This window comes from Allosalinactinospora lopnorensis, assembly GCF_000981225.1.
Lineage (GTDB): Bacteria > Actinomycetota > Actinomycetes > Streptosporangiales > Streptosporangiaceae > Allosalinactinospora > Allosalinactinospora lopnorensis.
Window position 1 is genome coordinate 1 of the sequence record NZ_LAJC01000088.1, and the last position, 19,851, is coordinate 19,851.

General features: G+C 70.4%; 18 protein-coding genes, 4 pseudogenes and 1 riboswitch. Of the genes and pseudogenes, 14 read left to right on the forward strand and 8 right to left on the reverse strand.

All coding sequences use genetic code 11. The features are described from left to right. Positions 1-640 (reverse strand): 3'-5' exonuclease (locus tag VS93_RS23205; protein ID WP_046472019.1); only part of this gene is annotated, 640 nt, incomplete at its 3' end. Between the two features lie 300 nt (positions 641-940). On the opposite strand from VS93_RS23205, the gene VS93_RS23210 reads away from it, so the two are divergent. Then, positions 941-1,906 (forward strand): asparaginase, encoded by a 966-nt coding sequence (locus VS93_RS23210; RefSeq protein ID WP_046472004.1) that lies wholly within the window; start codon positions 941-943, stop codon positions 1,904-1,906. A 28-nt stretch (positions 1,907-1,934) separates the two neighbouring features. Beyond that, positions 1,935-3,144, forward strand: a pseudogene (locus tag VS93_RS23215) (NAD(P)/FAD-dependent oxidoreductase). Here the strand turns inward: VS93_RS23215 and VS93_RS23220 are convergent. From VS93_RS23220 to VS93_RS23230, 3 genes are all read right to left on the reverse strand, one after another. Next, complete coding sequence (locus VS93_RS23220; RefSeq protein ID WP_046472005.1) at positions 3,128-3,319, reverse strand: ferredoxin; 192 nt, start codon at positions 3,317-3,319, stop codon at positions 3,128-3,130. The pseudogene VS93_RS23215 and the gene VS93_RS23220 sit on opposite strands and share 17 nt — an antisense overlap. 63 nt (positions 3,320-3,382) lie before the next feature. After that, the gene (pip, locus tag VS93_RS23225) at positions 3,383-4,357 is read right to left on the reverse strand and encodes a prolyl aminopeptidase (RefSeq protein WP_046472006.1); all 975 of its coding nucleotides are present in this window, start codon (positions 4,355-4,357) and stop codon (positions 3,383-3,385) included. Positions 4,358-4,433: 76 nt separating this feature from the next. Next, entirely contained in the window at positions 4,434-5,312 is an 879-nt protein-coding gene (locus VS93_RS23230; RefSeq protein ID WP_046472007.1) for a DUF4429 domain-containing protein, read from the reverse strand. Between the two features lie 167 nt (positions 5,313-5,479). On the opposite strand from VS93_RS23230, the pseudogene VS93_RS23235 reads away from it, so the two are divergent. From VS93_RS23235 to VS93_RS32660, 3 genes and pseudogenes are all read left to right on the forward strand, one after another. After that, a pseudogene (locus tag VS93_RS23235) lies at positions 5,480-7,185 on the forward strand (AMP-binding protein). A gap of 153 nt (positions 7,186-7,338) precedes the next feature. Beyond that, positions 7,339-8,397: a 3-deoxy-7-phosphoheptulonate synthase gene (locus VS93_RS23240; protein ID WP_046472020.1), complete on the forward strand. Its 1,059-nt coding sequence runs from the start codon at positions 7,339-7,341 to the stop codon at positions 8,395-8,397. Positions 8,398-8,679: 282 nt separating this feature from the next. Further along, the gene (locus tag VS93_RS32660) at positions 8,680-10,347 is read left to right on the forward strand and encodes a PP2C family protein-serine/threonine phosphatase (RefSeq protein ID WP_052745946.1); all 1,668 of its coding nucleotides are present in this window, start codon (positions 8,680-8,682) and stop codon (positions 10,345-10,347) included. A 208-nt stretch (positions 10,348-10,555) separates the two neighbouring features. On the opposite strand, the gene VS93_RS23250 is transcribed toward VS93_RS32660, so the two are convergent. The 3 genes and pseudogenes from VS93_RS23250 to VS93_RS33565 form a co-directional block, all read right to left on the reverse strand. Continuing rightward, positions 10,556-11,053 carry an ATP-binding protein gene (locus VS93_RS23250; protein WP_046472008.1) on the reverse strand — a complete coding sequence of 166 codons (498 nt, stop codon included), beginning with the start codon at positions 11,051-11,053 and terminating at the stop codon, positions 10,556-10,558. Between the two features lie 111 nt (positions 11,054-11,164). After that, positions 11,165-11,467, reverse strand: coding sequence for a hypothetical protein (locus VS93_RS29490; protein WP_156184984.1), 303 nt, complete (start codon positions 11,465-11,467; stop codon positions 11,165-11,167). 7 nt (positions 11,468-11,474) lie between these two features. Then, positions 11,475-11,921: pseudogene (locus VS93_RS33565) on the reverse strand (Scr1 family TA system antitoxin-like transcriptional regulator); the annotation flags it as partial. On the opposite strand from VS93_RS33565, the gene VS93_RS23265 reads away from it, so the two are divergent. From VS93_RS23265 to VS93_RS23285, 6 genes and pseudogenes are all read left to right on the forward strand, one after another. Beyond that, on the forward strand, positions 11,906-12,250 hold the full coding sequence (locus VS93_RS23265; protein WP_236700695.1) for a DUF5753 domain-containing protein: 345 nt from the start codon (positions 11,906-11,908) through the stop codon (positions 12,248-12,250). The pseudogene VS93_RS33565 and the gene VS93_RS23265 overlap by 16 nt on opposite strands. Position 12,251: 1 nt before the next feature. Then, complete coding sequence (locus VS93_RS28620; protein WP_082127138.1) at positions 12,252-12,425, forward strand: DUF397 domain-containing protein; 174 nt, start codon at positions 12,252-12,254, stop codon at positions 12,423-12,425. Positions 12,426-12,870: 445 nt separating this feature from the next. Beyond that, positions 12,871-12,970: riboswitch (glycine riboswitch) on the forward strand. A 143-nt stretch (positions 12,971-13,113) separates the two neighbouring features. Then, positions 13,114-14,241, forward strand: a complete 1,128-nt coding sequence (gcvT, locus tag VS93_RS23270) for a glycine cleavage system aminomethyltransferase GcvT (RefSeq protein ID WP_046472011.1) — start codon at positions 13,114-13,116, stop codon at positions 14,239-14,241. 158 nt (positions 14,242-14,399) lie between these two features. Continuing rightward, positions 14,400-14,780, forward strand: coding sequence for a glycine cleavage system protein GcvH (gene gcvH, locus VS93_RS23275; RefSeq protein WP_046472012.1), 381 nt, complete (start codon positions 14,400-14,402; stop codon positions 14,778-14,780). Between the two features lie 4 nt (positions 14,781-14,784). Beyond that, positions 14,785-16,056 (forward strand): serine hydroxymethyltransferase, encoded by a 1,272-nt coding sequence (locus tag VS93_RS23280; protein WP_046472013.1) that lies wholly within the window; start codon positions 14,785-14,787, stop codon positions 16,054-16,056. A gap of 125 nt (positions 16,057-16,181) precedes the next feature. Beyond that, positions 16,182-17,593: pseudogene (locus tag VS93_RS23285) on the forward strand (L-serine ammonia-lyase). Positions 17,594-17,609: 16 nt separating this feature from the next. On the opposite strand, the gene VS93_RS23290 reads toward VS93_RS23285, so the two are convergent. Then, entirely contained in the window at positions 17,610-18,032 is a 423-nt protein-coding gene (locus VS93_RS23290) for a type II toxin-antitoxin system death-on-curing family toxin (protein ID WP_046472014.1), read from the reverse strand. Positions 18,033-18,359: 327 nt separating this feature from the next. Between VS93_RS23290 and VS93_RS23300 the strand changes: the two genes are divergently transcribed. From VS93_RS23300 to VS93_RS23310, 3 genes are all read left to right on the forward strand, one after another. Continuing rightward, positions 18,360-18,578: a CopG family transcriptional regulator gene (locus tag VS93_RS23300; protein ID WP_236700693.1), complete on the forward strand. Its 219-nt coding sequence runs from the start codon at positions 18,360-18,362 to the stop codon at positions 18,576-18,578. Continuing rightward, entirely contained in the window at positions 18,575-19,009 is a 435-nt protein-coding gene (locus VS93_RS23305; protein ID WP_046472017.1) for a PIN domain-containing protein, read from the forward strand. The genes VS93_RS23300 and VS93_RS23305 overlap by 4 nt, the downstream gene beginning before the upstream one ends. 145 nt (positions 19,010-19,154) lie before the next feature. Next, positions 19,155-19,847 (forward strand): HAD family hydrolase, encoded by a 693-nt coding sequence (locus VS93_RS23310; protein ID WP_046472018.1) that lies wholly within the window; start codon positions 19,155-19,157, stop codon positions 19,845-19,847. The last annotated feature ends 4 nt before the right edge of the window (positions 19,848-19,851 follow it).

A 19,851-nucleotide genomic window follows, 5' to 3' on the forward strand; every position in this document is an offset into this window, starting at 1 on the left:
CGCGAGGAGAGCCGTGTCGTTCACCCTGCGCGCGGCCCGGCGGTCCGGAGCGGGCCGGCTCCCCGAGCGCACCCGGCTCGGGCCCGGTGTAGCGAAGCTCACCGGCCGCGTTCCACAGCAGCTCGGCCAGCAGCCGGGCGCAGGCGCGCGCGTCGCCGAGCGCGGAATGGCGGGCCGTGGGCCACCGCCCGTTCAGCACGTAGCTGGCGCGGGCCAGCGAATACTCCTCCAGCTCCACCTGGGAACGCAGGGTCAGCAGGGTGCACAGGCCGGGCAGGCTCTTGGGAAGCCCGGCCGGCAGGAACTCGGAGTCGAGGAACCGCGCTGTGGTGGCGAGCCCGTGGCCCGCCACCACCGCCTCGGAGAACAGTTCCGCCACGTCGGGCACGAGTTCGGCCACGCTGGGCGCGCCTATGACGTCGCTGCGTCCGATGCCGTGCGCCCCGCTCCAGGTGACCGATACCCGCGGGTCGACAAGCGTGCTGAACTCGCGCGTCACCGCCCCGTCGCCGCGCATCCGCACCACCGCGATCTCGCACACCCGGGCGTCCGCGGCCGGTCCCGTTGTCCGCACGCCGATCACGGCGTAGTCGAGTTCCCTCGCCCGGCGGCCGTACCGGCGCCGGGTGAGGGCCCCCATGCGGAGTGCCCCGTCGCCGGGGCGCCCCTCGTCCAGCACGTCATCCCCCGTCTCTTGAGGTCCTCCAGCTGGCCGAAACCGGGGGTCTGCGCCGCTGGAGGTCCCCATCGACCGGACCGTCGGTTTCGCGGTGCGCAGACCCGCCCCCCGTAATCGACCCTATCCACTGATCCGCCGCGCCCGCCCGAACCCCCGCCCGCGGAAGAGGACCGGTCTTCGGAACGTTTATTCTCCTTGCCGACCCGCAGGACGAATCCGTACACCCGGCGGCGAACGCCGCAAACCCCGCCAGGAGGCCCGATGCCAGAGACTCCGCCGCCCCACTACGTCCCCCTGGCCGAGGTGGTCCGCTGCGGCTTCCGCGAGGGCGTGCACTACGGTGCCGCTGTCGGGCTCTCGGCGGCGGGCGGGGTCGGCTACATCCGCGGCACGGTCGACGACCCGATGTTCCCCCGATCCGCCGCGAAACCCTTCCAGGCCCTGGCCGCGCTGCGGGCCGGAGCCGACATCACGGGCCCCGAGCTCGCCGTCGCCGCGGGCAGCCACAACGGGCAGGGGATCCACGTCGCCGCTGTCGAGAAGATACTCGCCGACATCGGGCTCACCGCCGGGTCGCTGGGCTGCCCCGCGGACTGGCCGATGGGATCGCGGGCGCGCAGGGCGCTGCTGCGCGCAGGCGGGAAGCCGGGCAGGTTGCTGATGAACTGCTCGGGCAAGCACGCCGCGATGCTGACCGCCTGCGTCCGGCAGGGCTGGGACGTCGACGACTACCTCCATCCCGCCCACCCGCTCCAGGCCATGGTCCGCGAGACCGTCGAGGAGCTGTGCGGCGAACCCGTCGCGCACACGGCCACCGACGGCTGCGGTGCGCCGCAGATGGCGGTCAGCCTGCTCGGCCTGGCCCGCGGACTGCAGGCGATGGTCCTCGCGCCGGAAAGCTCCCCCGAGGCGGCGGTGCTACGGGCCATGCGGGACTTCCCCGAGTACGTGGCCGGCGAGGACCGCACCGACACGCTGCTCATGCGCGGCCTGCCCGGACTGGTCTCCAAGATCGGCGCCGAGGGCGTACTCGTCCTGGCCGCTCCGGCCGGCGAGACCGTCGCGGTGAAGATCAGCGACGGCGACGCCCAGCAGCGTTCCCGCGCTATGGCCGGACTGACCGCGCTGGAGGCTCTCGGAGTCGACATCACCCCGGTATCGGGCATGCTGAGCGTGGACGTCCTGGGCGGCGGGGAGCCGGTGGGGGGTGTCCGTCCGATCTACTAGAAGCGAACGCGGGAGAGGGGACCGGAAAATGCGCGACGTCGTCATCGCCGGTGCCGGCATGGCCGGGCTGCACGCCGCGGAAGCGCTGCGCGAAGCCGGGTTCGACGGCGGGCTCACGCTGATCGGGGAGGAGCCCCACCGCCCCTACTCCCGTCCCCCGTTGTCGAAGGAGATCCTCACCGGCAAGGCTCGGAGAAGAGTCTGCCGCTGCGCGACGACGCCGACCTCGACGCCTCCAACTCGACCTGCGGCTCGGGCAGCGCGCGGCCCGGCTGCGCCCGGCGGACCGCGCGGTGGAACTCGACGGCGGGGCGGCGGTCGGCTACGACGGCCTCATCATCGCCACCGGCGCCCGGGCCCGCCGCCCCGGAACCGACCTGAAGGGCGTGCACGTGCTGCGCACGATCGAGGACGCCGAGGCGGTGCGCGCGGCCTTCGGCGAGCACGGGAGCGTCGTGGTGGTCGGTGCGGGCTTCATCGGCGCGGAGGTGGCCGCGAGCGCGCGCACGGCCGGGCTGGAGGTGACCCTCATCGAGGCGGCACCGACCCCGCTCACCCGCGTCGTCGACCCGCGCATCGGGGAGGTCCTCACCGAGCTCCACCGCGACCACGGGGTGGACCTGCGGCTCGGTGTCGGAGTCAGCGGCTTCGAGGGCTCCGGGCACGTCGAGCGGGTGCGGCTGGACGACGGCACCGCCGTGGACGCGTCGCTGGTGGTCGCCGGGCTGGGCGTCGAGCTGAACACCGAGTGGCTGCGCGGCTCCGGGGTGCGGCTGGCCGGCGACGGCGGCGTCCTCTGCGACGCGTTCTGCCAGACCTCGGTGCCCGGCGTCTACGCGGCCGGCGACCTCGCGAACTGGCCGCACCCTCGCTACGGCGGCCGGATCCGGCTGGAGCACTGGACCAACGCCGGCGAACAGGCCGCCGCGGCGGCGCGCAACCTCCTCGCGGGGGAGGGAACCCGGCAGGCCTACACCCCGGTGCCCTATTTCTGGTCCGACCAGTACGGCCGGAAAATCCAGTTGCTCGGGCAGGCCGCCCCCGCCGACACCGTGCGGATCGTGCACGGGTCCCCCGAGGACCGCAAGTTCGTCGCGTTCTTCGGCCGCGGCGGGGTGCTGGTCGGGGTTCTCGGCCTGCGTTCCACCCCCAAGGTCATGCGCTACCGCCCCCTCTTGGCCGAGACCACGACCTGGGAAGGAGCGCTGTCCGCCGCCGGGGTCACCCCTCGATCGTGATGGCCTGCTTGGGGCACATCCGCGCGGCCTCCTCGACCGCGCCGCGCAACTCCTCCGGCGGCTCCTCCCGCAGCACGTACAGGAAGTCGTCGTCGCGCACCTCGAATACGGAGGGCTCGATGCCCATGCACACCGCGTTGCTCTCGCAGAGGTCGAAGTCGACGTTCACCCGCATGTGGCGCTCCTCACTCGTCGCCCGGCGTTCATGGTCCCAGTCTCGCGGCCGCGGCCGCGGCTGTCAGGCGCTGAGGGGCCGGCGCTGCGCGAAGGTGTCGGTGGCCTGGATGAGATGGTTCAGGATCCCGGGCTCGTTGAACGCGTGCCCGGCGTCGTCCACGAGGTGGAACTCCGCCTCGGGCCAGGCGCGGTGCAACTCGAACGCGGTCATGACCGGGGTGCAGACGTCGTAACGCCCCTGGACGATGACGCCGGGGATGGACCGCAGTTTGGCGGCGTTCTCGATGAGCTGGCCCGGGGCGAGGAACCCGCCGTGCGCGAAGTAGTGGTTCTCGATGCGGGCGAAGGCCAGCGCGTAGTCGGACTCGGCGTGCTGGGCGCGGACCTTCTCGTCGGGCAGCAGGGTGATCGTCGACCCCTCCCAGACGCTCCACGCCCGCGCCGCCTCAAGCCGGACCTGCGGATCGGGGGAGCTCAGCCGCTTGGAGTAGGCGCCGATGAGGTCGTCGCGCTCCTCCTCGGGAATCGGCGCCAGGTAGGACTCCCAGATGTCGGGGAACAGGTAGCTGGCCCCGCTCTGGTAGAACCAGCGCAGTTCCTCATTGCGCAGTGTGAAGATGCCGCGCAGCACCAGCTCGCTCACCCGCTCCGGGTGCTCCTGGGCGTAGGCCAGTGCCAGGCAGCTCCCCCAGGAACCGCCGAAGACCTGCCACCTGCCGACGCCGATCATGGTGCGCAGCCGCTCCATGTCCTGGACCAGCGCCCATGTGGTGTTCGTGGACAGCTCGACGTCCATGCCGCTGGCGTGGGGGGTGCTGCGCCCGCAGTTGCGCTGGTCGAACAGCAGGATCCGGTAGCGCTCCGGGTCGAACAGCCGCCGGTGGTCCGGACTGCAGCCGCCCCCGGGACCTCCGTGCAGGAACACCACGGGTTTGCCGTCCGGGTTGCCGCAGAGCTCCCAGTAGATCCGGTGCCCATCGCCGACATCAAGCATCCCGGAGTCGTAGGGCTCGATGGGCGGATACAGCGTGCGCATGAAAAAGACTGCCCTTCTTCGCATTCGTAGCCAGTGGTGTCGGAAAACGCGGGTGGCTCTGACCGAGAAGGCCCGGTCAGAGCCGGCGCAGGAGTTCGGTCTTCTTGAAGGTGAACTCCTCGTCGGTGAGCAGCCCCTCCTTGTGTAACCGGCCGAGCTCCCGGATCCGGTCGTAGACGAGCCGGCCGTCGTCACCGGCGTTCGCGGCGGTGACCGCAGGGGGTTCCGTCCCGCCCCCTGGCCGTAAGTAGGCGGTGATGGCCGCGGCCATCATGAACGTGTGCGCCTGGCCCTTACCGCCGTGGCTGCACAGGCAGGTGAGATCCTCTTCGGGGTCGGCCGGGCGTTCGGCAGGCCTGCCCCGCACAACGAGCCGCAGGAACCCCACCTCAAGGCCGATCTGCGGCTCCCACTCGACCTTCGCGATGTCCTCGGCCGCGAAATCCCGCGTCCGCTCGTGTCCTTTGGCGCTCCCGGCCAGCACCCCGTCCCACCGCAGCCGCACGGTCCGGCCGTCGAAGGAGGCGCTGCCCTCGGCGGTGCGGATCCGCAGCGGCAGCCGCAGGACGAGCCCGCGCGCCGCCTCCGCGGGGTCCGCCCGGCCTTCGGAGTCCGCCTCCCCGTCCGGGACGGCGAGGCCGATCTGCTCGGAGAAGTACTCGGCGATCAGCTCGGAATCGGCCGGTCCGGTCAGCGAGAAGGGGTCGCTGTCGTCGTCGGGGAACGCCGTGACCGCGCTGTAGGGATCCGCGCCCTCGACCAGGCGCAGCCGCAGCCGCCAGCCGGCCTTCCTGTCGCCGCGCTGGAACTCCACGGCCCGCACCGCGTCCATGGGGACCCGGCACTCGCCCAGCGCCCGGAGCAGGGCGGGCGTACCCCGGCGGGTGTGGTAGCGCACCAGGACCGTCCGGCCGTCGAAACGCCACGCGCCCTGGTCCCCCTGCAACTCGTCCATCGGGCCAATCCTAGACATGCTCGGCGAGGCGGACCATCCTGGTTCGCGGCGACTCGGCGGCCCCGGCGGCCGCTCCGCCGGCGGCCGTGCCCGGAAAGGTGCGATGACATCGGGCGATCATGGGTAGGTGATCCCGCGTCATGGCGTCAACGCGGAGGTGGTCACCCATGTCGAGCACGGCGACCCGGACATTCCGTTCCGCCCGCGACCTGCTGCTGGAGCACCGCGAGGACCAGGGCCGAGCCCGCGGCGAGTTCGCCTGGCCGCGCCCCGAACAGTTCAACTGGGCACTCGACCACTTCGATGTCGCCGCGGATGAACACCCCGACCGTCTCGCCCTGTGGATCATCGACGAGGACGGCTCCGAGGCCCGGATGACCTACCGCGAGCTCGCCGAACGTTCCGGCCAGGTCGCCAACTGGCTGCACGCCCAAGGGGTGCGCCGCCACGACCGGATACTGATGATGCTGGGCAACCAGGTCGAGCTGTGGGAGACCACACTCGCCGCGATCAAACTGGGTGCGGTGATCATCCCCGCGACTCCCCTGCTGACCCGCACCGACATCGCCGACCGGATCGAGCGCGGCAGCGTCGCCCACGTGATCGCCAACGCGGTGGACGAACCGAAGTTCGAGGGGCTGCACGGGCACTGGACCCGCATCTCCGTCGGGTACATGGAGGGCTGGCTGCCCTACTCCGACTCCGAGCACGCCGGCTGGACTTCGCCCCGGACGGGCCCACCCGCGGCGACGACCCGCTGCTGCTCTACTTCACATCGGGGACCACCGCCCAGCCCAAGCTCGTGGAGCACACCCACCTCTCCTATCCGGTGGGGCACCTGTCGACGATGTACTGGGTGGGCATCCGCCCGGGTGACGTCCACCTCAACATCTCTTCCTCCGGCTGGGCCAAGCACGCCTACAGCAGCGTCTTCGCCCCCTGGAACGCCCAGGCCACGGTGCTGGTGGTGAACCAGACCCAGTTCGACGCCGCCCGCCTGCTGGACCGGATCACCGACTGCGGCGTCGACACCTTCTGCGCCCCGCCGACCGTGTGGCGGATGCTGCTCCAGGCCGACCCGGGCCGGTGGGACGTCCCCGTCCGGGAGGCCGTCGCCGCGGGCGAGCCGCTCAACCCCGAGGTCATCGAGCAGGTGCGACGCGCCTGGGGAATCACCGTGCGCGACGGGTTCGGCCAGACCGAGACCACTCTCCAGGTCGGCAACGGGCCCGGCCAGGAGGTCCGCCCGGGCTCGATGGGCCGGGAGATGCCCGGATACACCGTCGTGCTGGAGGACCCGGTCACCGGCGAGCTCGCGGAGCAGGGCGAGCTCTGCCTGGACCTGGACGAGGCCCCGCTGGGGCTGATGACCGGCTACCGCGACAGCGAGGAGCGCACCAAGGACGTCATGCGCAACGGCCGGTACCACACCGGGGACGTCGCCTCCCGCGACGCCGACGGCTACATCACCTACATCGGCCGCGCCGACGATGTGTTCAAGGCCTCCGACTACCGCATCTCCCCGTTCGAGCTGGAGAGCGTCCTCATCGAGCACGAGGCCGTCGCCGAGGCCGCCGTGGTCCCCTCTCCCGACCCGGTGCGGCTCAGCGTGCCCAAGGCCTACGTCACCCTGGCCGAAGGCGTCGTCCCCAGCGCCGACGTCGCCCACGCCATCCTGGCCTACGCACGGGAGAACCTCGCCCCCTACAAGCGGGTCCGTCGTCTGGAGTTCACCGCCCTGCCAAAGACGATCTCCGGTAAGATCCGCCGCGTGGAGCTGCGCGCCGGCGAGAACGAGCGCGGCGCGGTGGACGACGGCGCCCGCAACGCCGACGAGTACTGGGAGGAAGACTTCCCGGGCCTCAAGGAGTGATCCCCGGGGCGGAACGGCCCGCTCACGGCCTGTCCCGCCGTTCGCCCTCTCCCCACGGTGATGTGTACCCAGGCACGGGATCCCGGGAAGCCCACCGTGCATGATCGCTTAGTGTTCAGGTGAGCCGCCTCGGAGAGGGAAATGGGAACGGACATGCCGAGTACCAACGACACACGGGTCGACAGCTACCAGCCGTTAGTGGCGCCGCAGGACATCCTCGCCGAACTGCCCATGGGACCGGAGCGCGCCGCACTGGTTGAGGACGCCCGGGCCGAGGTCAAGCGGGTGCTCGACGGCGACGACGACCGGCTGCTGGTCGTCGTCGGGCCGTGCTCCGTCCACGACACCGCCGCCGCGATCGAGTACGCCGAGCGGCTGCGGAACCTCGTCCCCTCCGTCAGCAGCGACCTGTGTGTCGTCATGCGGGTGTACTTCGAGAAGCCCCGCACCACGCTCGGCTGGAAGGGCCTGATCAACGACCCCGGTCTGGACGACAGCTACGACGTGCACCGCGGCCTGCGCACCGCGCGCAAGCTGCTGCTCGACATCGGCTCCCTCGGCATCCCGGCCGGAACCGAGTTCCTCGACCCGATCACCCCGCAGTACATCGCCGACGCAGTCACCTGGGGCGCCATCGGGGCCCGCACCACCGAGAGCCAGGTGCACCGCCAACTCGGCAGCGGCCTGAGCATGCCGGTGGGCTTCAAGAACGGCACCGACGGCGACGTCCAGGTGGCCGTGGACGCCTGCGGCGCGGCCGCCGCCTCGCACACCTTCTTCGGCGTCGACCCGGCCGGCGCCGGCTCCGTCGTCGTCACCCGGGGCAACCCCGACTGCCACGTGATCCTGCGCGGCGGGCGCTCCGGCCCGAACTTCGACACCGGCAACGTGGACGCCGCGCTGGAGGTCATCAAGGGGTCCGGCCTGCCCCGCCGGCTGATGATCGACGCCAGCCACGCCAACAGCGGCAAGGACCACAAGCGCCAGCCCGCCGTCGTCGAGTCCGTCGCGGCCCAGATCACCGACGGGCAGCAGGGCATCGTCGGTGTCATGCTGGAGAGCTACCTGGTCGAGGGCGCGCAGAAGCTCACCGAGCCGTCCCGGCTCACCTACGGGCAGAGCATCACCGACAAGTGCATGAGCTGGGAGACCACCGAGGAAGTGCTGGCCGGGCTGGCCGAGGCCGTCCGCCAGCGGCGCAAGACCGCCTGACACCCGGCACCGGCTACCCCGGTCTCGCGGAGATCCGGGCCTTTCCGGCGATGGGAAGGCCCGCCCCTCTCAGGACGATGCTTCTCATAGTCGCCTGACCATCGGATATGTTCGTTTAGTGCAGAGACGGCGGGTTCTTCTCGTATCCACCCGCATCTGGCCGTGGACCCGTGTCGGCGGCCTCGCGCAGACTCAGCCGTCCTTCAGTGACTCCTGATACACCACCGATGACGAGAACCGCGTGCGAACATACTGCGCCACCCGATGACCTAGGGAATCCCGGTGCTCTCCGATTTCACTGACGCCGTGCCCCTCCGCGACGCCAACAGCCGCCGTCCGCCGGAGCCGCGCGGGCACGGCCCGCGGCCTCCGTCGTGGACGGCGCTGGCCGCCGCCCTCGACGGGGTGTCCGAGGCCGTGGTGATCACCGACCTCGGCGGTCTGGTGCGCTCGCTGCACGGCACCGCCCGCGATCTGCTGCCCGGACTGGAGCCCGGCTCGGACATCGCCCCGTTCCTCACCGCGGCCCCCGGCGGCGACACCCCTGCTCAAGGGGCGGGCAGGGGCCGGTACAGAACCCCGGACGGCACCGCGGTGTCCGCGCGCATCACGCGCTTGCACGACGGCATGGTCTGGCACCTGTCCCGGCCCGAGGCCGAGCGGGACGCCTGCGCCCTCCGCATGGAGTTCCTCAACGAGGCCGCCCGGCAGCTCAGCGCCTCCCTGCAGCTTGGCCGGGTCACGCGCCTGGCGGCCCGGCTGCCGGTACCCCGGCTGGCCGGCGCGTGCTGCCACGTCGCACTGAGGCCCGAGGGCGGTGCCGACTGGACCTGCGCGAGCGCCGCTCCCGGCACGGGCCCGCCCGCTCTCGACACCACCACCGCCGGGTACTGGGACGCCGCCGCCGTCGCCGGCACGGATTGGCTGTCGGACCTCGCCGGCGGCTACGAGGGCCGGATCGAGCTCCGGCCGGGCGATTTCGGCACGGAGCCGGAGAAGGTGCTGCCCGCGCCGCCGGGCGGCCTCGGGCCGATGCTCGCCGTCCCCGTACACGGGGTGACCGGGACCATCGGCGCCCTGCTGTTCGCGCGGGGCTCCGGTGACCCCGGGTTCACCGGAGCCGAGACCGAGGTATTGACCGAGTACGCCGAGCGGGTCGGCATCGCGGTCAGTGCGGCGACGCTGTACCAGGAGCAGTCGCGCACCGCGGACACGCTCAAGTCGGCCCTGGTCCCCGCCCCGCTCCCGGACCTGGAGGGGATCGGGCTCGGCTCCGCCTACCGGTCCGCGCGCGAGACCGACCTGATCGGCGGCGACTACTACGAGGTCGCCGAAGCCGAGGACGGTATCGAGTTCCTCTTCGGCGACGTGTCCGGCAAGGGCATCGACGCCGCGGTGCTGACCGGCATGGTCCGCCAGTCGGTGCGCGCGCTCCGGCTGCTGGAACGGCGCCCGCTGCGGCTCCTGGAGCTGCTCAACGAGGTCCTGCTCAGGACAGGGATCGAGGAGTTCAGCACCGTGGTGCTCGGCCGCGCCGCGCGGCTCGGCGACGGCGGCCTGCGGGTGGAGATGGCGGCGGGCGGGCACCCGCCTCCGCTGCTGCTGCGCGCCGACGGCACGGTCGAGGAGATCGAGCTGTCCGGAATGTTCGTGGGCGCGATCGGCGACGCGGTGTTCGACAGCGTGAGTTTCACCGTCCACCCCGGCGAGTCGCTCCTGCTGTACAGCGACGGGGTCACCGAGGCCCGCAGCGGCCTCCTCGACGGGGAGATGTTCGGCGAGGAGCGGCTGGCCCGGCTGCTCGCGGACTGCGCGGGCATGCCCGCCGCGACGGTCCCGGAGCGGATCGAGCAGGTCGTCGAGGAGTGGCTCGACGACGGTCCGCACGACGACATCGCGGTCCTCGCCCTGCAACCCGGCGGAAGCCGGCCGCCCTCGCCCGCCGGTTAGCCGACTCCCGAGCACACGCAAGGTCCGCCCGCCATGCGCACACCCGCTTCCGTTTCCCGCCCGCACTCGCCACGCTGCGCGAGAGCCGGGCCGAACCGGCCGACTGAGCCCCGGCGGTCTTGAGGGAAGCGTTCCTTCCGAGCGCGGAACGCTCAAGATCACCGGGAGTCGATCGGGGCTCACTCGCGCGGATGGAGAACGGGCGCGGTCATCGAAGGACTTCCCCGGTTGCGAACTCGGCCCATACGGCGGTGCCCAGGTCGGCGCAGAACGGGAACGGCACGACGGGGTAGCCGCCCCAGGCTGAGGCGAGGTTGTCGATGAGCAGCAGGCCGCGCCCGTGCTCGGCGGTTTCCCACTCCCGCGCGGTGCGCTGGCGCGGGACCCGCGGCGCGGTGGCCGTTGCGCCGTCGTCGACGATCACCAGCCGCACCCTGCCCGGGGCGGGTACGTGGAGGGCGCGCACCACCCGGCCGCCGGGCCCGCCGGAGCGGGTGTGCTCGACGGCGTTGGCGAAGGCCTCGCTGGCGCACAGCACGGCCGCCTCCACCAGGTCGGCGCCGAACCCGGCGAGATCGGCGCGCAGGTCGGCGCGCAGCCGAGAGGTCTGGGCCAGCTGACCGGGGTAGATACGCGGCGTCCACCGGGGCCCAGCGGCGACTCCGAGGATGGACGAGATGATCGCGGTGTGCGGCACAATGGCCATGTCGGCAACTCCGTTCTTCCAAGGAATCCGGTTGCTGGCCGTGCTCTGGGGGTGTTTCCGGCACCCGCCAGAGTCTTCCTGTCTTGTGTGACGCCTGCTGGGCGGAGTTTGTTAGTCGGTAGTGGCCCGGACCTGGACGGTGTGGCCGAAAGCGGCCGCGGTGGCGGTGCTTCCGGTAGCGCCGGTGGTGAGGGCCGGGCGGGGGCGGTCCCGGTCGATGGCCTGCTCCAGCAAGGCCAGGGAGGCATCGGCGGGCAGGGCGGTGCCCTGCAGGGTGGCGAACAGGTCCACGTAGCCCTTGATGCGGGTGGCGTCGGTGACCAGGTGGCCGGGCCCGCGCGGGGGCGGGGTGTAGGCCAGGGCGGGGCGAGAAGGACAGCGTCCAGAACGCGCCGCGCAGCCCGGGGTGGGCACCGCCGGCGGGGATGAGGGGCACGGTGATGTGGCCGGCCTGGGCCAGCTTGTGCAGGTGGGCCAGTTGTTCGGCCATCACCTCGGGGTTGGCGACCCTGCGGTGCAGTGCGCTCTCGTCCAGCACCAGGCAGTGGAACGGCGGCCCCGACCCGGTGGCCATCAGCCCCACCAAGCGGGGCCGGTCCCGGGTGAGGTAGCGCGGCTCCATCGGGCGTTCGATGGCGTTCAGCGCGCGGGCATAGGCCTGAGTCTGGTAAGGCTCGGGGAGCAGCAGCGGCGCATAAGCGCGGATCTGGGCGGCCTGGCCCTGGACCTGGTCGACGCGCGAGCCGGCGCGCACGTGCTCGCTGATGTGCACCTGGGCCCAGGCGTCCAGCAGCACCCCCTCGGCGCCGAACTCGGCGTCTGCTTCAGGGCGACCTTGAAGTCCTGGCGGTCCTGGACGAGAGCGCACTGCTGCGGTTGACCCACGAGCCCGATGTAGCCAAACCTCAGCTCGCCCGTCTCATCGAACTGGGAGAAGGGCTTAACTGGATCACCCTCCAAATACTCCCACTCAGCACTGGCCTTCATGCCTCAATGGGATCGGGCTTCGTCATCCTGGACTACGCGGACGAACTCGATCCCTCCCTCGTCTACATGGAAGGCAGAACCGGAGGAACCTTCCTCGAAAAGCCCCAGGAACTCGATGACTACCGCAAGGTCTTCGCATCCCTCATGCGTTCAGCGCTCAGTGAGGCTGAGACAATCAAGTCTCTCAAGAAGCTGCTGAAAGAGGTCTGAAATGGAATTTCGTAAATCCTCCTACAGCGCGACCGAGAGTCACTGCGTCGAGGTGGCCAACTGGGAAGCAGGCGCCGCCATCCGCGACACCAAACACCGGGACCTCGGCGCACTGGTCTTCCCCTTAGCCGAGTGGCGCGCTTTCCTCGACACGGTCAAGCGCCGCGACCTTTAATCCCTCGGGCAGCACCATGCCGATCTTGAGCAAATCGTTGCTATTTCCGCTGGTGAAGGAACGATTTCGTCAAGATCGACGGAATTCGGAGACGTGACGGGAACCGTAGTCGTCGGGTGACGATAGCAGCGCTGGATGGTCGACCACCCCCACGTGCGTGGGGCTTGGTCTTCGACCTTGGCCATGACCGCGTTCCACGCGGGATCACCCCCACGCACGTGGGGGTGATCCGAACCCGCACCGTGAAACGGTGCGGGCTTGTGTCCGCGCCCCACGCATGTGGGGGGACTCGTCTTCACTACCGAAACCCAGCGGGGTGACGAAACCGGGACCGTTTCCACTGGGGAGGGACCGGTTTGCGCAAGCTCAGCGGGGCAGCGGCCCAAGTTCCGGGGGCACCATCTGGGCCGGTTGGGCGGGCGCTGCTAGGCTGATTGGCAGTCACCGACCCCGTACGGGAGAGTGTCCGCGCAGCCAGCGCGGGACGCCGAAGGAGCAATTCCTCCCCAGAGAACCTCTCAGGCGCAGCGGACCGTACGGGTGAGACCACTCTGGAAAGCAGGGGCGTCCGCGCCCCTCGCCGAAGGTGCAAGTCGCGTAGCGCGCGGTGAAGCTCTCAGGCACAGATGACAGAGGGGGAGGATGGCAGCGCCTTGTCGACACGACGTCCATCCTCTCGGGAGTGCCCATGACAGCGCTTGGCAGCGAGGCGGCTCCGTCCCCGCGCAGGACACCGCTCTACGAGGTCCACCAGCAGCTCGGAGCGAACCTGGTCGACTTCGCGGGCTGGCTCATGCCGCTGCGCTACGGCAGCGAGACCGCTGAACACAAGGCCGTGCGCAAAACCGCAGGCCTGTTCGACCTCTCGCACATGGGCGAGATCCACATCACCGGGCCGCAGGCCGCCGACCTCCTCGACTACGCGCTGGTGGGGCACCTGTCGAAGGTCAAGGTGGGCCGCGCCCGCTACACCATGATCACCGCCGAGGACGGCGGGGTCCTCGACGACCTGATCGTCTACCGGCTGGCCGAGGACGACTACCTCGTCGTCGCCAACGCCGCCAACCAGGGCACCGTCCTCGCCGCGCTCACCGAACGCGCCGCCGGCTTCGATGCCCGGGTGGACGACCGCTCCGCCGACTACGCCCTCATCGCGGTGCAGGGCCCCGAGGCCGTTCGGATCCTGGCCCCGCTCACCGACGCCGACCTGTCCGAGATCAGGTACTACGCCGGCTACCGGCACACTGTCGCGGGCCGCCCGGTGCTCCTGGCCCGCACCGGCTACACCGGTGAGGACGGTTTCGAGATCTTCGTCGAGCCCGGCACCGAGGCCCTGCACATCTGGGACGCGCTGGTCAAGAGCGGCGAACCGTACGGGCTGACCCCGGCCGGGCTCTCCGCGCGCGACACGCTGCGCCTGGAAGCCGGCATGCCGCTCTACGGCAACGAGCTCAGCGCCGAGACCACCCCCTTCGACGCCGGCCAGGGCCGCGTCGTCAAGTTCGAGAAGGACGGCGACTTCGTCGGCCGCGCCGCGCTCCTCCGGGCGGCCGAGAACGACCGCCCCCGCAAACTGGTGGGGCTTATCGGCCACGGCCGCCGTGTGCTCCGCAAGGGGCACACGGTCCTGTGCGATGGTCAGGTGGTAGGGGCCGTCACCAGCGGGGCGCCCTCTCCTACTCTGGGCAACCCCATCGCGATGGCCTACGTCGATGGAGAGCCCGACATCACGGCCGGCACTTTCACCGTGGACGTGCGTGGACGGACCGAAGAGGTGGACGTTGTAGAACTCCCCTTCTACAAGCGGGACCGCTGACGGTCCGCCGGCGAGGACCATGGCGCCAGCCATAGGTGCGGGCCGCGCCGGGCACCCGGCACAATTCCGGGTGGCGTGATCCGCGCACAGTGCAGACCGGGGCCGCGCGCGACAGCGTCGCGCCGCGCCGGACAATGGAAGATCTCTGGAGAGTTGAATTGAGCGTTCCCGCGGAGCTGAACTACACGAGCGAGCACGAGTGGGTGGCCATCAACGATGGTGTCGCCACCATCGGCATCACGGCCTACGCCGCCGAGGCCCTGGGGGACATCGTCTATGTGGAGCCTCCCGAGGTCAGCGCCACCGTTCGTGCCGGTGACACCTGCGGCGAGGTCGAGTCGACCAAGTCCGTGAGCGACATCTACTCCCCGGTCAACGGAGAGGTCGTTGATGTCAACCGCACGGTGGTCGACGAGCCGGAGCTCATCGGGACGGACCCCTACGGCCAGGGATGGCTCTTCAAGGTGGAGCTCGCCGAGGAGCCGTCCGATCTACTTACCCCGGAACAGTACACACAGCTGACCGAAGGTGAAGGGTAACCAGATGCCATCCGAGAACAACCTTCTCGACACGTCACTGGACCGGCTCGATCCCGAGGTGGCGGCGGCTGTCGACGCCGAACTGGCGCGCCAGCGCGACACCTTGGAGATGATCGCCTCCGAGAACTTCGCCCCGCAGGCGGTCCTGGAGGCGCAGGGGACAGTCCTCACCAACAAGTACGCCGAGGGGTATCCCGGCCGGCGCTACTACGGCGGTTGCGAGCACGTCGACATCGTCGAGCAGCTCGCGATCGACCGGGCGAAGGCGCTGTTCGGGGCCGAGCACGCCAACGTGCAGCCGCACTCGGGCGCCCAGGCGAACACCGCTGTCTACTTCGCGCTGCTCAAGCCGGGCGACACCATCCTCGGCCTGGACCTGGCGCACGGCGGCCACCTCACGCACGGCATGCGGCTCAACTACTCGGGCAAGATCCTCAACGCCGTGGCCTACCACGTCCGCGAGGAGGACGGCACCGTCGACTACGACGAGGTCGAGAAGCTCGCCAAGGAGCACCAGCCGAAGATGATCGTGGCCGGCTGGTCGGCGTACCCGCGGCAGATGGACTTCGCCCGGTTCCGGCGGATCGCCGACGAGGTGGGCGCGCTGCTCCTGGTGGACATGGCGCACTTCGCGGGTCTCGTCGCGGCCGGGCTGCACCCGAACCCGGTGCCCCACGCCGACGTCGTGACCACCACCACGCACAAGACGCTCGGCGGCCCCCGCGGCGGTCTCATCCTCGCCAAGGAGGAGTACGGCAAGAAGATCAACTCCGCCGTGTTCCCCGGTATGCAGGGTGGGCCGCTGGAGCATGTCATAGCGGCCAAGGCCGTGGCGCTGAAGATCGCCGCGGGCGAGGAGTTCGCCGACCGCCAGCGGCGCACCGTCGCCGGCGCGCGGATCCTCGCCGACCGGCTCACCCGGCCCGACAGCGCCGAGGTCGGCGTCAACGTGCTCTCCGGCGGCACGGACGTCCACCTGGTCCTGGTGGACCTGGTGAACTCGCAGCTGAACGGGCAGGAGGCCGAGGACCGACTGCACGAGATCGGCATCACGGTGAACCGCAACGCGGTACCCAACGACCCGCGACCGCCGATGGTCACCTCCGGGCTGCGCATCGGCACCCCGGCGCTGGCCGCGCGCGGTTTCGGCGAGGAGGACTTCACCGAGGTCTCCGACATCATCGCCGAGGCACTGAAACCCGGATACGACGCTCAGGCGCTGCGCGGGCGTGTCCAGGTCCTGGTGCGCAAACACCCGCTCTACCCTGGGATCTAGGGCTTCCTCAGCGGTCCCAGAACACGTAGCCGGGTTGTACGCCGCTCTTCGCGAAGAGCGGCGTGTGGTCCGGCTACGGCCGTTTCCACCGGTTTTCCCTGTGCTCGACGAGGAGGGCAGGAACCATGGCCATCAGCGTCTTCGACCTGTTCAAGATCGGTATCGGCCCGTCCAGCTCGCATACCGTGGGCCCGATGAAGGCGGCCCGGACGTTCGTCTCCGGGCTGCGCGACACCGGGCTGCTGACGCGGGTCGCGAGTGTGCGGGCCGAGCTCTACGGCTCCCTCGCGCTGACCGGCAAGGGCCATGGCAGCGACACCGCGGTCATCCTCGGCCTCCTCGGCGAGGCCCCCGAAGACGTCGACGTCGACAGCGTGCCGCACCTGCTGGGACAGGTCCGCGACGGCGGGCGGCTGGCGCTGGGCGGCGAGCGCGAGATCGGTTTCGACCCCGCCGAACAGGTGGAGTTCCGCCGCAGGGAGAGCCTGCCGGGCCACCCCAACGGCCTGCGGTTCCTCGCCTTCGACGAGGACGGCGCCGAGCTGCGCGCGAGGACCTACTACTCGGTGGGCGGCGGGTTCGTCATCGACGAGGAGGCGGCCGGGGCCGACCGGATCAAACCCGACGACACCCCGCTGCCGTACCCGTTCAGCACCGCCTCGGAGCTGCTGCGGACCTGCTCCGACACCGGCATGTCCATCAGCGCGATCATGCTCGCCAACGAGCAGGCGTTCGGCCGCACGCCTGCGGAGATCCGCTCCGGGCTGCTGGAGATCTGGCGGACGATGCGCCAGTGCGTGCGGCGCGGTGTGACCAGTGAGGGGACGCTCCCGGGCGGGCTGAAGGTGTCCCGGCGGGCGCACCGCCTCTACCGGCAGCTCGGCGGCGGATGCGACGAGTCGGGGCTGGTCCGGCCGTCCGTGGTGGAGCGGGACCCCGACCCGATGCGCGGCAGCGACTGGATCACGCTGTACGCGCTGGCGGTGAACGAGGAGAACGCCGCCGGAGGGCGCGTGGTCACCGCCCCGACCAACGGGGCGGCGGGCATCGTCCCGGCCGTACTGCACTACTACCTGCACTTCAGCCCGGGGGCCGATGACGAGGGCATCGTGCGCTTCCTGCTCACCGCCGGGGCGATCGGCATCCTGTTCAAGGAGAACGCCTCGATCTCCGGTGCCGAGGTGGGCTGCCAGGCGAGGTCGGTTCCGCGTCGTCGATGGCCGCCGGCGGCCTCGCCGAGGCCCTGGGCGGAACCCCGGCCCAGGTGGAGAACGCCGCCGAGATCGCCATGGAGCACAACCTGGGGCTGACCTGCGACCCGATCGGCGGCCTGGTGCAGGTCCCCTGCATCGAACGCAACGCGCTGGCCTCGGTGAAGGCGATCAGCGCCACCAGGATCGCGCTGCGCGGCGACGGCAACCACTTCGTGTCCCTGGACAAGGTCATCAAGACGATGCGCGACACCGGCAGGGACATGATGGACAAGTACAAGGAGACCAGCCGCGGCGGCCTCGCCGTCAACGTCATCGAGTGCTGACGGACCCGCGGGGGACTCATCGTCCACTCGGCCCGCAATGGTGGAATGCGCGCAGGACAGCCGCGATCTCGGCGATGTCGTGGAGTTCGCCGGTGGTGACGTCGAGAACGAACCGCTCCGCGCGGTCCTCATCGAGTGGATCGGTCAGCGGCGCTCCGTTGACCTCCAGGAAAGTGGCCGCGCAGTTCCATGCGGCGCGCTTGTCGCCGTCAACGAAGACAGGGTTGCGGGCCAGGGAGTGCATGAGGGCCGCCGCCTTCTCGAAGATGTCCGGGTAGTGCTCGACCCCGAACGAGGAAGAGCACGGACGATGCGCCGCGCTCTCCAGTAGGCCGTAGTCGCGGACCACCGCATCGCCTTGGTCGTTCTGGTGGAGGGTCAGGGTGGTGATATCGATGATCAGCTCTGTGGTCAGGTAGATGGGGGAATCAGATGCCATCTACCGGGCGAGCCTCTTGTTCAGCCCTGACGAGACACGGGTGACCCGGGCCGCTGCTTCCATGACCCGGCGACGGTGTATACCGGCGAGGATGCTGGCGAGATTTTCTCCAGCGCTTTCGCGGAGTTCAGCGGGATAGCGCAACACAGGGACACCCGCGGGTCCGGCCGCACCGAATGGCAGTGGTTCCGCGACACCCTTCTCGCCAGCGGGCTCCAGGCGGCCGAGGAATGCTTCCCCCGTTCGCCCCCGGCTACCGCCGTGTTCGCCGGCAACGCAGAGCGGTACATGGGTTAGTATTGGTACATGTCGATGAAGAGGACGAACGTGTACGCGGATCCAGAGGATCTCGCTCTCATCAAGGAAGCCGCACAGCGCCGCGGTATTCCGGAAGCGGAGATCATCCGCGAGGGCATTCATCTGGCGGCCATGGCGAACCGCGTCTGGGACGACCCTCTCGACTGGCCCACCTTCGACGGTAGCGGCGAGACGGCCTCCAGCGAAGAGGTCACCGCGACGGTGGCCGGAGGTGCCGCCGACCGGTGATCGTCATCGCCGATACATCCGGTGTCATCGCAGCCTCCGACCGCAACGCCGCCGAAGCCGCCAAGTGCCGGGGCGTGCTGCGCGAAGCCGGAACGGTGATCATCTCTCCCCTGGTACTCGCGGAAGTGGACCACATGGCCAAGGCCCGGTTCGGTTCCGCCGCCCGAACCGAGATCATCGCGTTCATCCTTGCGCAGGTCCGCCGACTGCGATTCCGGGTCCCTGAGATCGGCACCGGAACCCTGGACACCGCGCAGACCGTCCAGAAGGGATACGCCGCCCTCGACCTGGACCTCGCTGATGCGGTGAATGTGGCGCTGGCCGCCGAATACCGTACTGACGCCGTCCTGACGTTGGACCGCCGCGATTTTCGGGCCGTACGGCCCCTGACCCCGCACAGGGCGTTCCGCCTGCTGCCCGACGACCTGTAGCGGGGAACACCACGCACTCTGGGCACGGGCGGTCAAAGACGAGCGCCATCAGGGCCGTCCGGGGCTTTTGCGCCGAACGGCCCGAGAAGACGCCGCAGGTCGGATAGCGTACGTGGCGACAATGTGAGTGGACTGAGGGGGGTTCATGGGTACGCTGCTGGTGCTGTGGGACATCGACAAGACGCTGCTGGACGTCGACGGGGTGGGGTTCGAGATCTTCTCCAGCGCTTTCGCGGAGTTCAGCGGGATACCGCAGCACAAGGACACCAGGGGGCCCGGCCGCACCGAATGGCGGTGGTTCCACGACACCCTCCTCGCCAACGAGCTCCAGGTGACCGAGGAGTGCTTCCCCCGCTTCCTGCGCCTGCAGGACGCGCAGTTCGAGGCCCGCGCCGCCGACATCACGCAGCGCGGTCGGGTACTGCCCGGCGTCCCGGAGATCCTGCGCTACTGCGCCGACACCTCCGACGTCGTCTCCTCGCTGCTGACCGGAAACGCCCGCAGGAACGCCGAACGCAAGCTGCGCGCCTTCGGACTCGACCACTTCGTGGACTTCGATCTCGGCGGTTACGGCGATGACCACATGGAGCGCGGCGAGCTCGTCGAGATCGCCCGCCGCCGCGTCTACGAGCGCACCGGGACCCAGTTCACCCCCGCCACCACCGTGATCGTCGGCGACACCCCGAACGACGTCCGCGCCGCTCTCGACGGCGGCGCGCGGGCCGTCGCCGTGGCCACCGGCGTCACCGCCGCGGCCGATCTGCGGGCGGCCGGCGCCGATGTCATCCTGGACGATCTCGCCGACACCGAGGCCGTACTGGAGGCCCTGCTCGGCTGAGGGG

Bases quoted from the DNA above. Each gene is read 5' to 3' on its own strand.
- VS93_RS23210 (WP_046472004.1), top strand. From the start codon at position 941: ATGCCAGAGACTCCGCCGCCCCACTACGTCCCCCTGGCCGAGGTGGTC.
- VS93_RS23220 (WP_046472005.1), bottom strand. From the start codon at position 3,319: ATGCGGGTGAACGTCGACTTCGACCTCTGCGAGAGCAACGCGGTGTGC.
- pip (WP_046472006.1), bottom strand. From the start codon at position 4,357: ATGCGCACGCTGTATCCGCCCATCGAGCCCTACGACTCCGGGATGCTT.
- VS93_RS23230 (WP_046472007.1), bottom strand. From the start codon at position 5,312: ATGGACGAGTTGCAGGGGGACCAGGGCGCGTGGCGTTTCGACGGCCGG.
- VS93_RS23240 (WP_046472020.1), top strand. From the start codon at position 7,339: ATGCCGAGTACCAACGACACACGGGTCGACAGCTACCAGCCGTTAGTG.
- VS93_RS23250 (WP_046472008.1), bottom strand. From the start codon at position 11,053: ATGGCCATTGTGCCGCACACCGCGATCATCTCGTCCATCCTCGGAGTC.
- VS93_RS28620 (WP_082127138.1), top strand. From the start codon at position 12,252: ATGGAATTTCGTAAATCCTCCTACAGCGCGACCGAGAGTCACTGCGTC.
- gcvT (WP_046472011.1), top strand. From the start codon at position 13,114: ATGACAGCGCTTGGCAGCGAGGCGGCTCCGTCCCCGCGCAGGACACCG.
- VS93_RS23280 (WP_046472013.1), top strand. From the start codon at position 14,785: ATGCCATCCGAGAACAACCTTCTCGACACGTCACTGGACCGGCTCGAT.
- VS93_RS23290 (WP_046472014.1), bottom strand. From the start codon at position 18,032: ATGGCATCTGATTCCCCCATCTACCTGACCACAGAGCTGATCATCGAT.
- VS93_RS23310 (WP_046472018.1), top strand. From the start codon at position 19,155: ATGGGTACGCTGCTGGTGCTGTGGGACATCGACAAGACGCTGCTGGAC.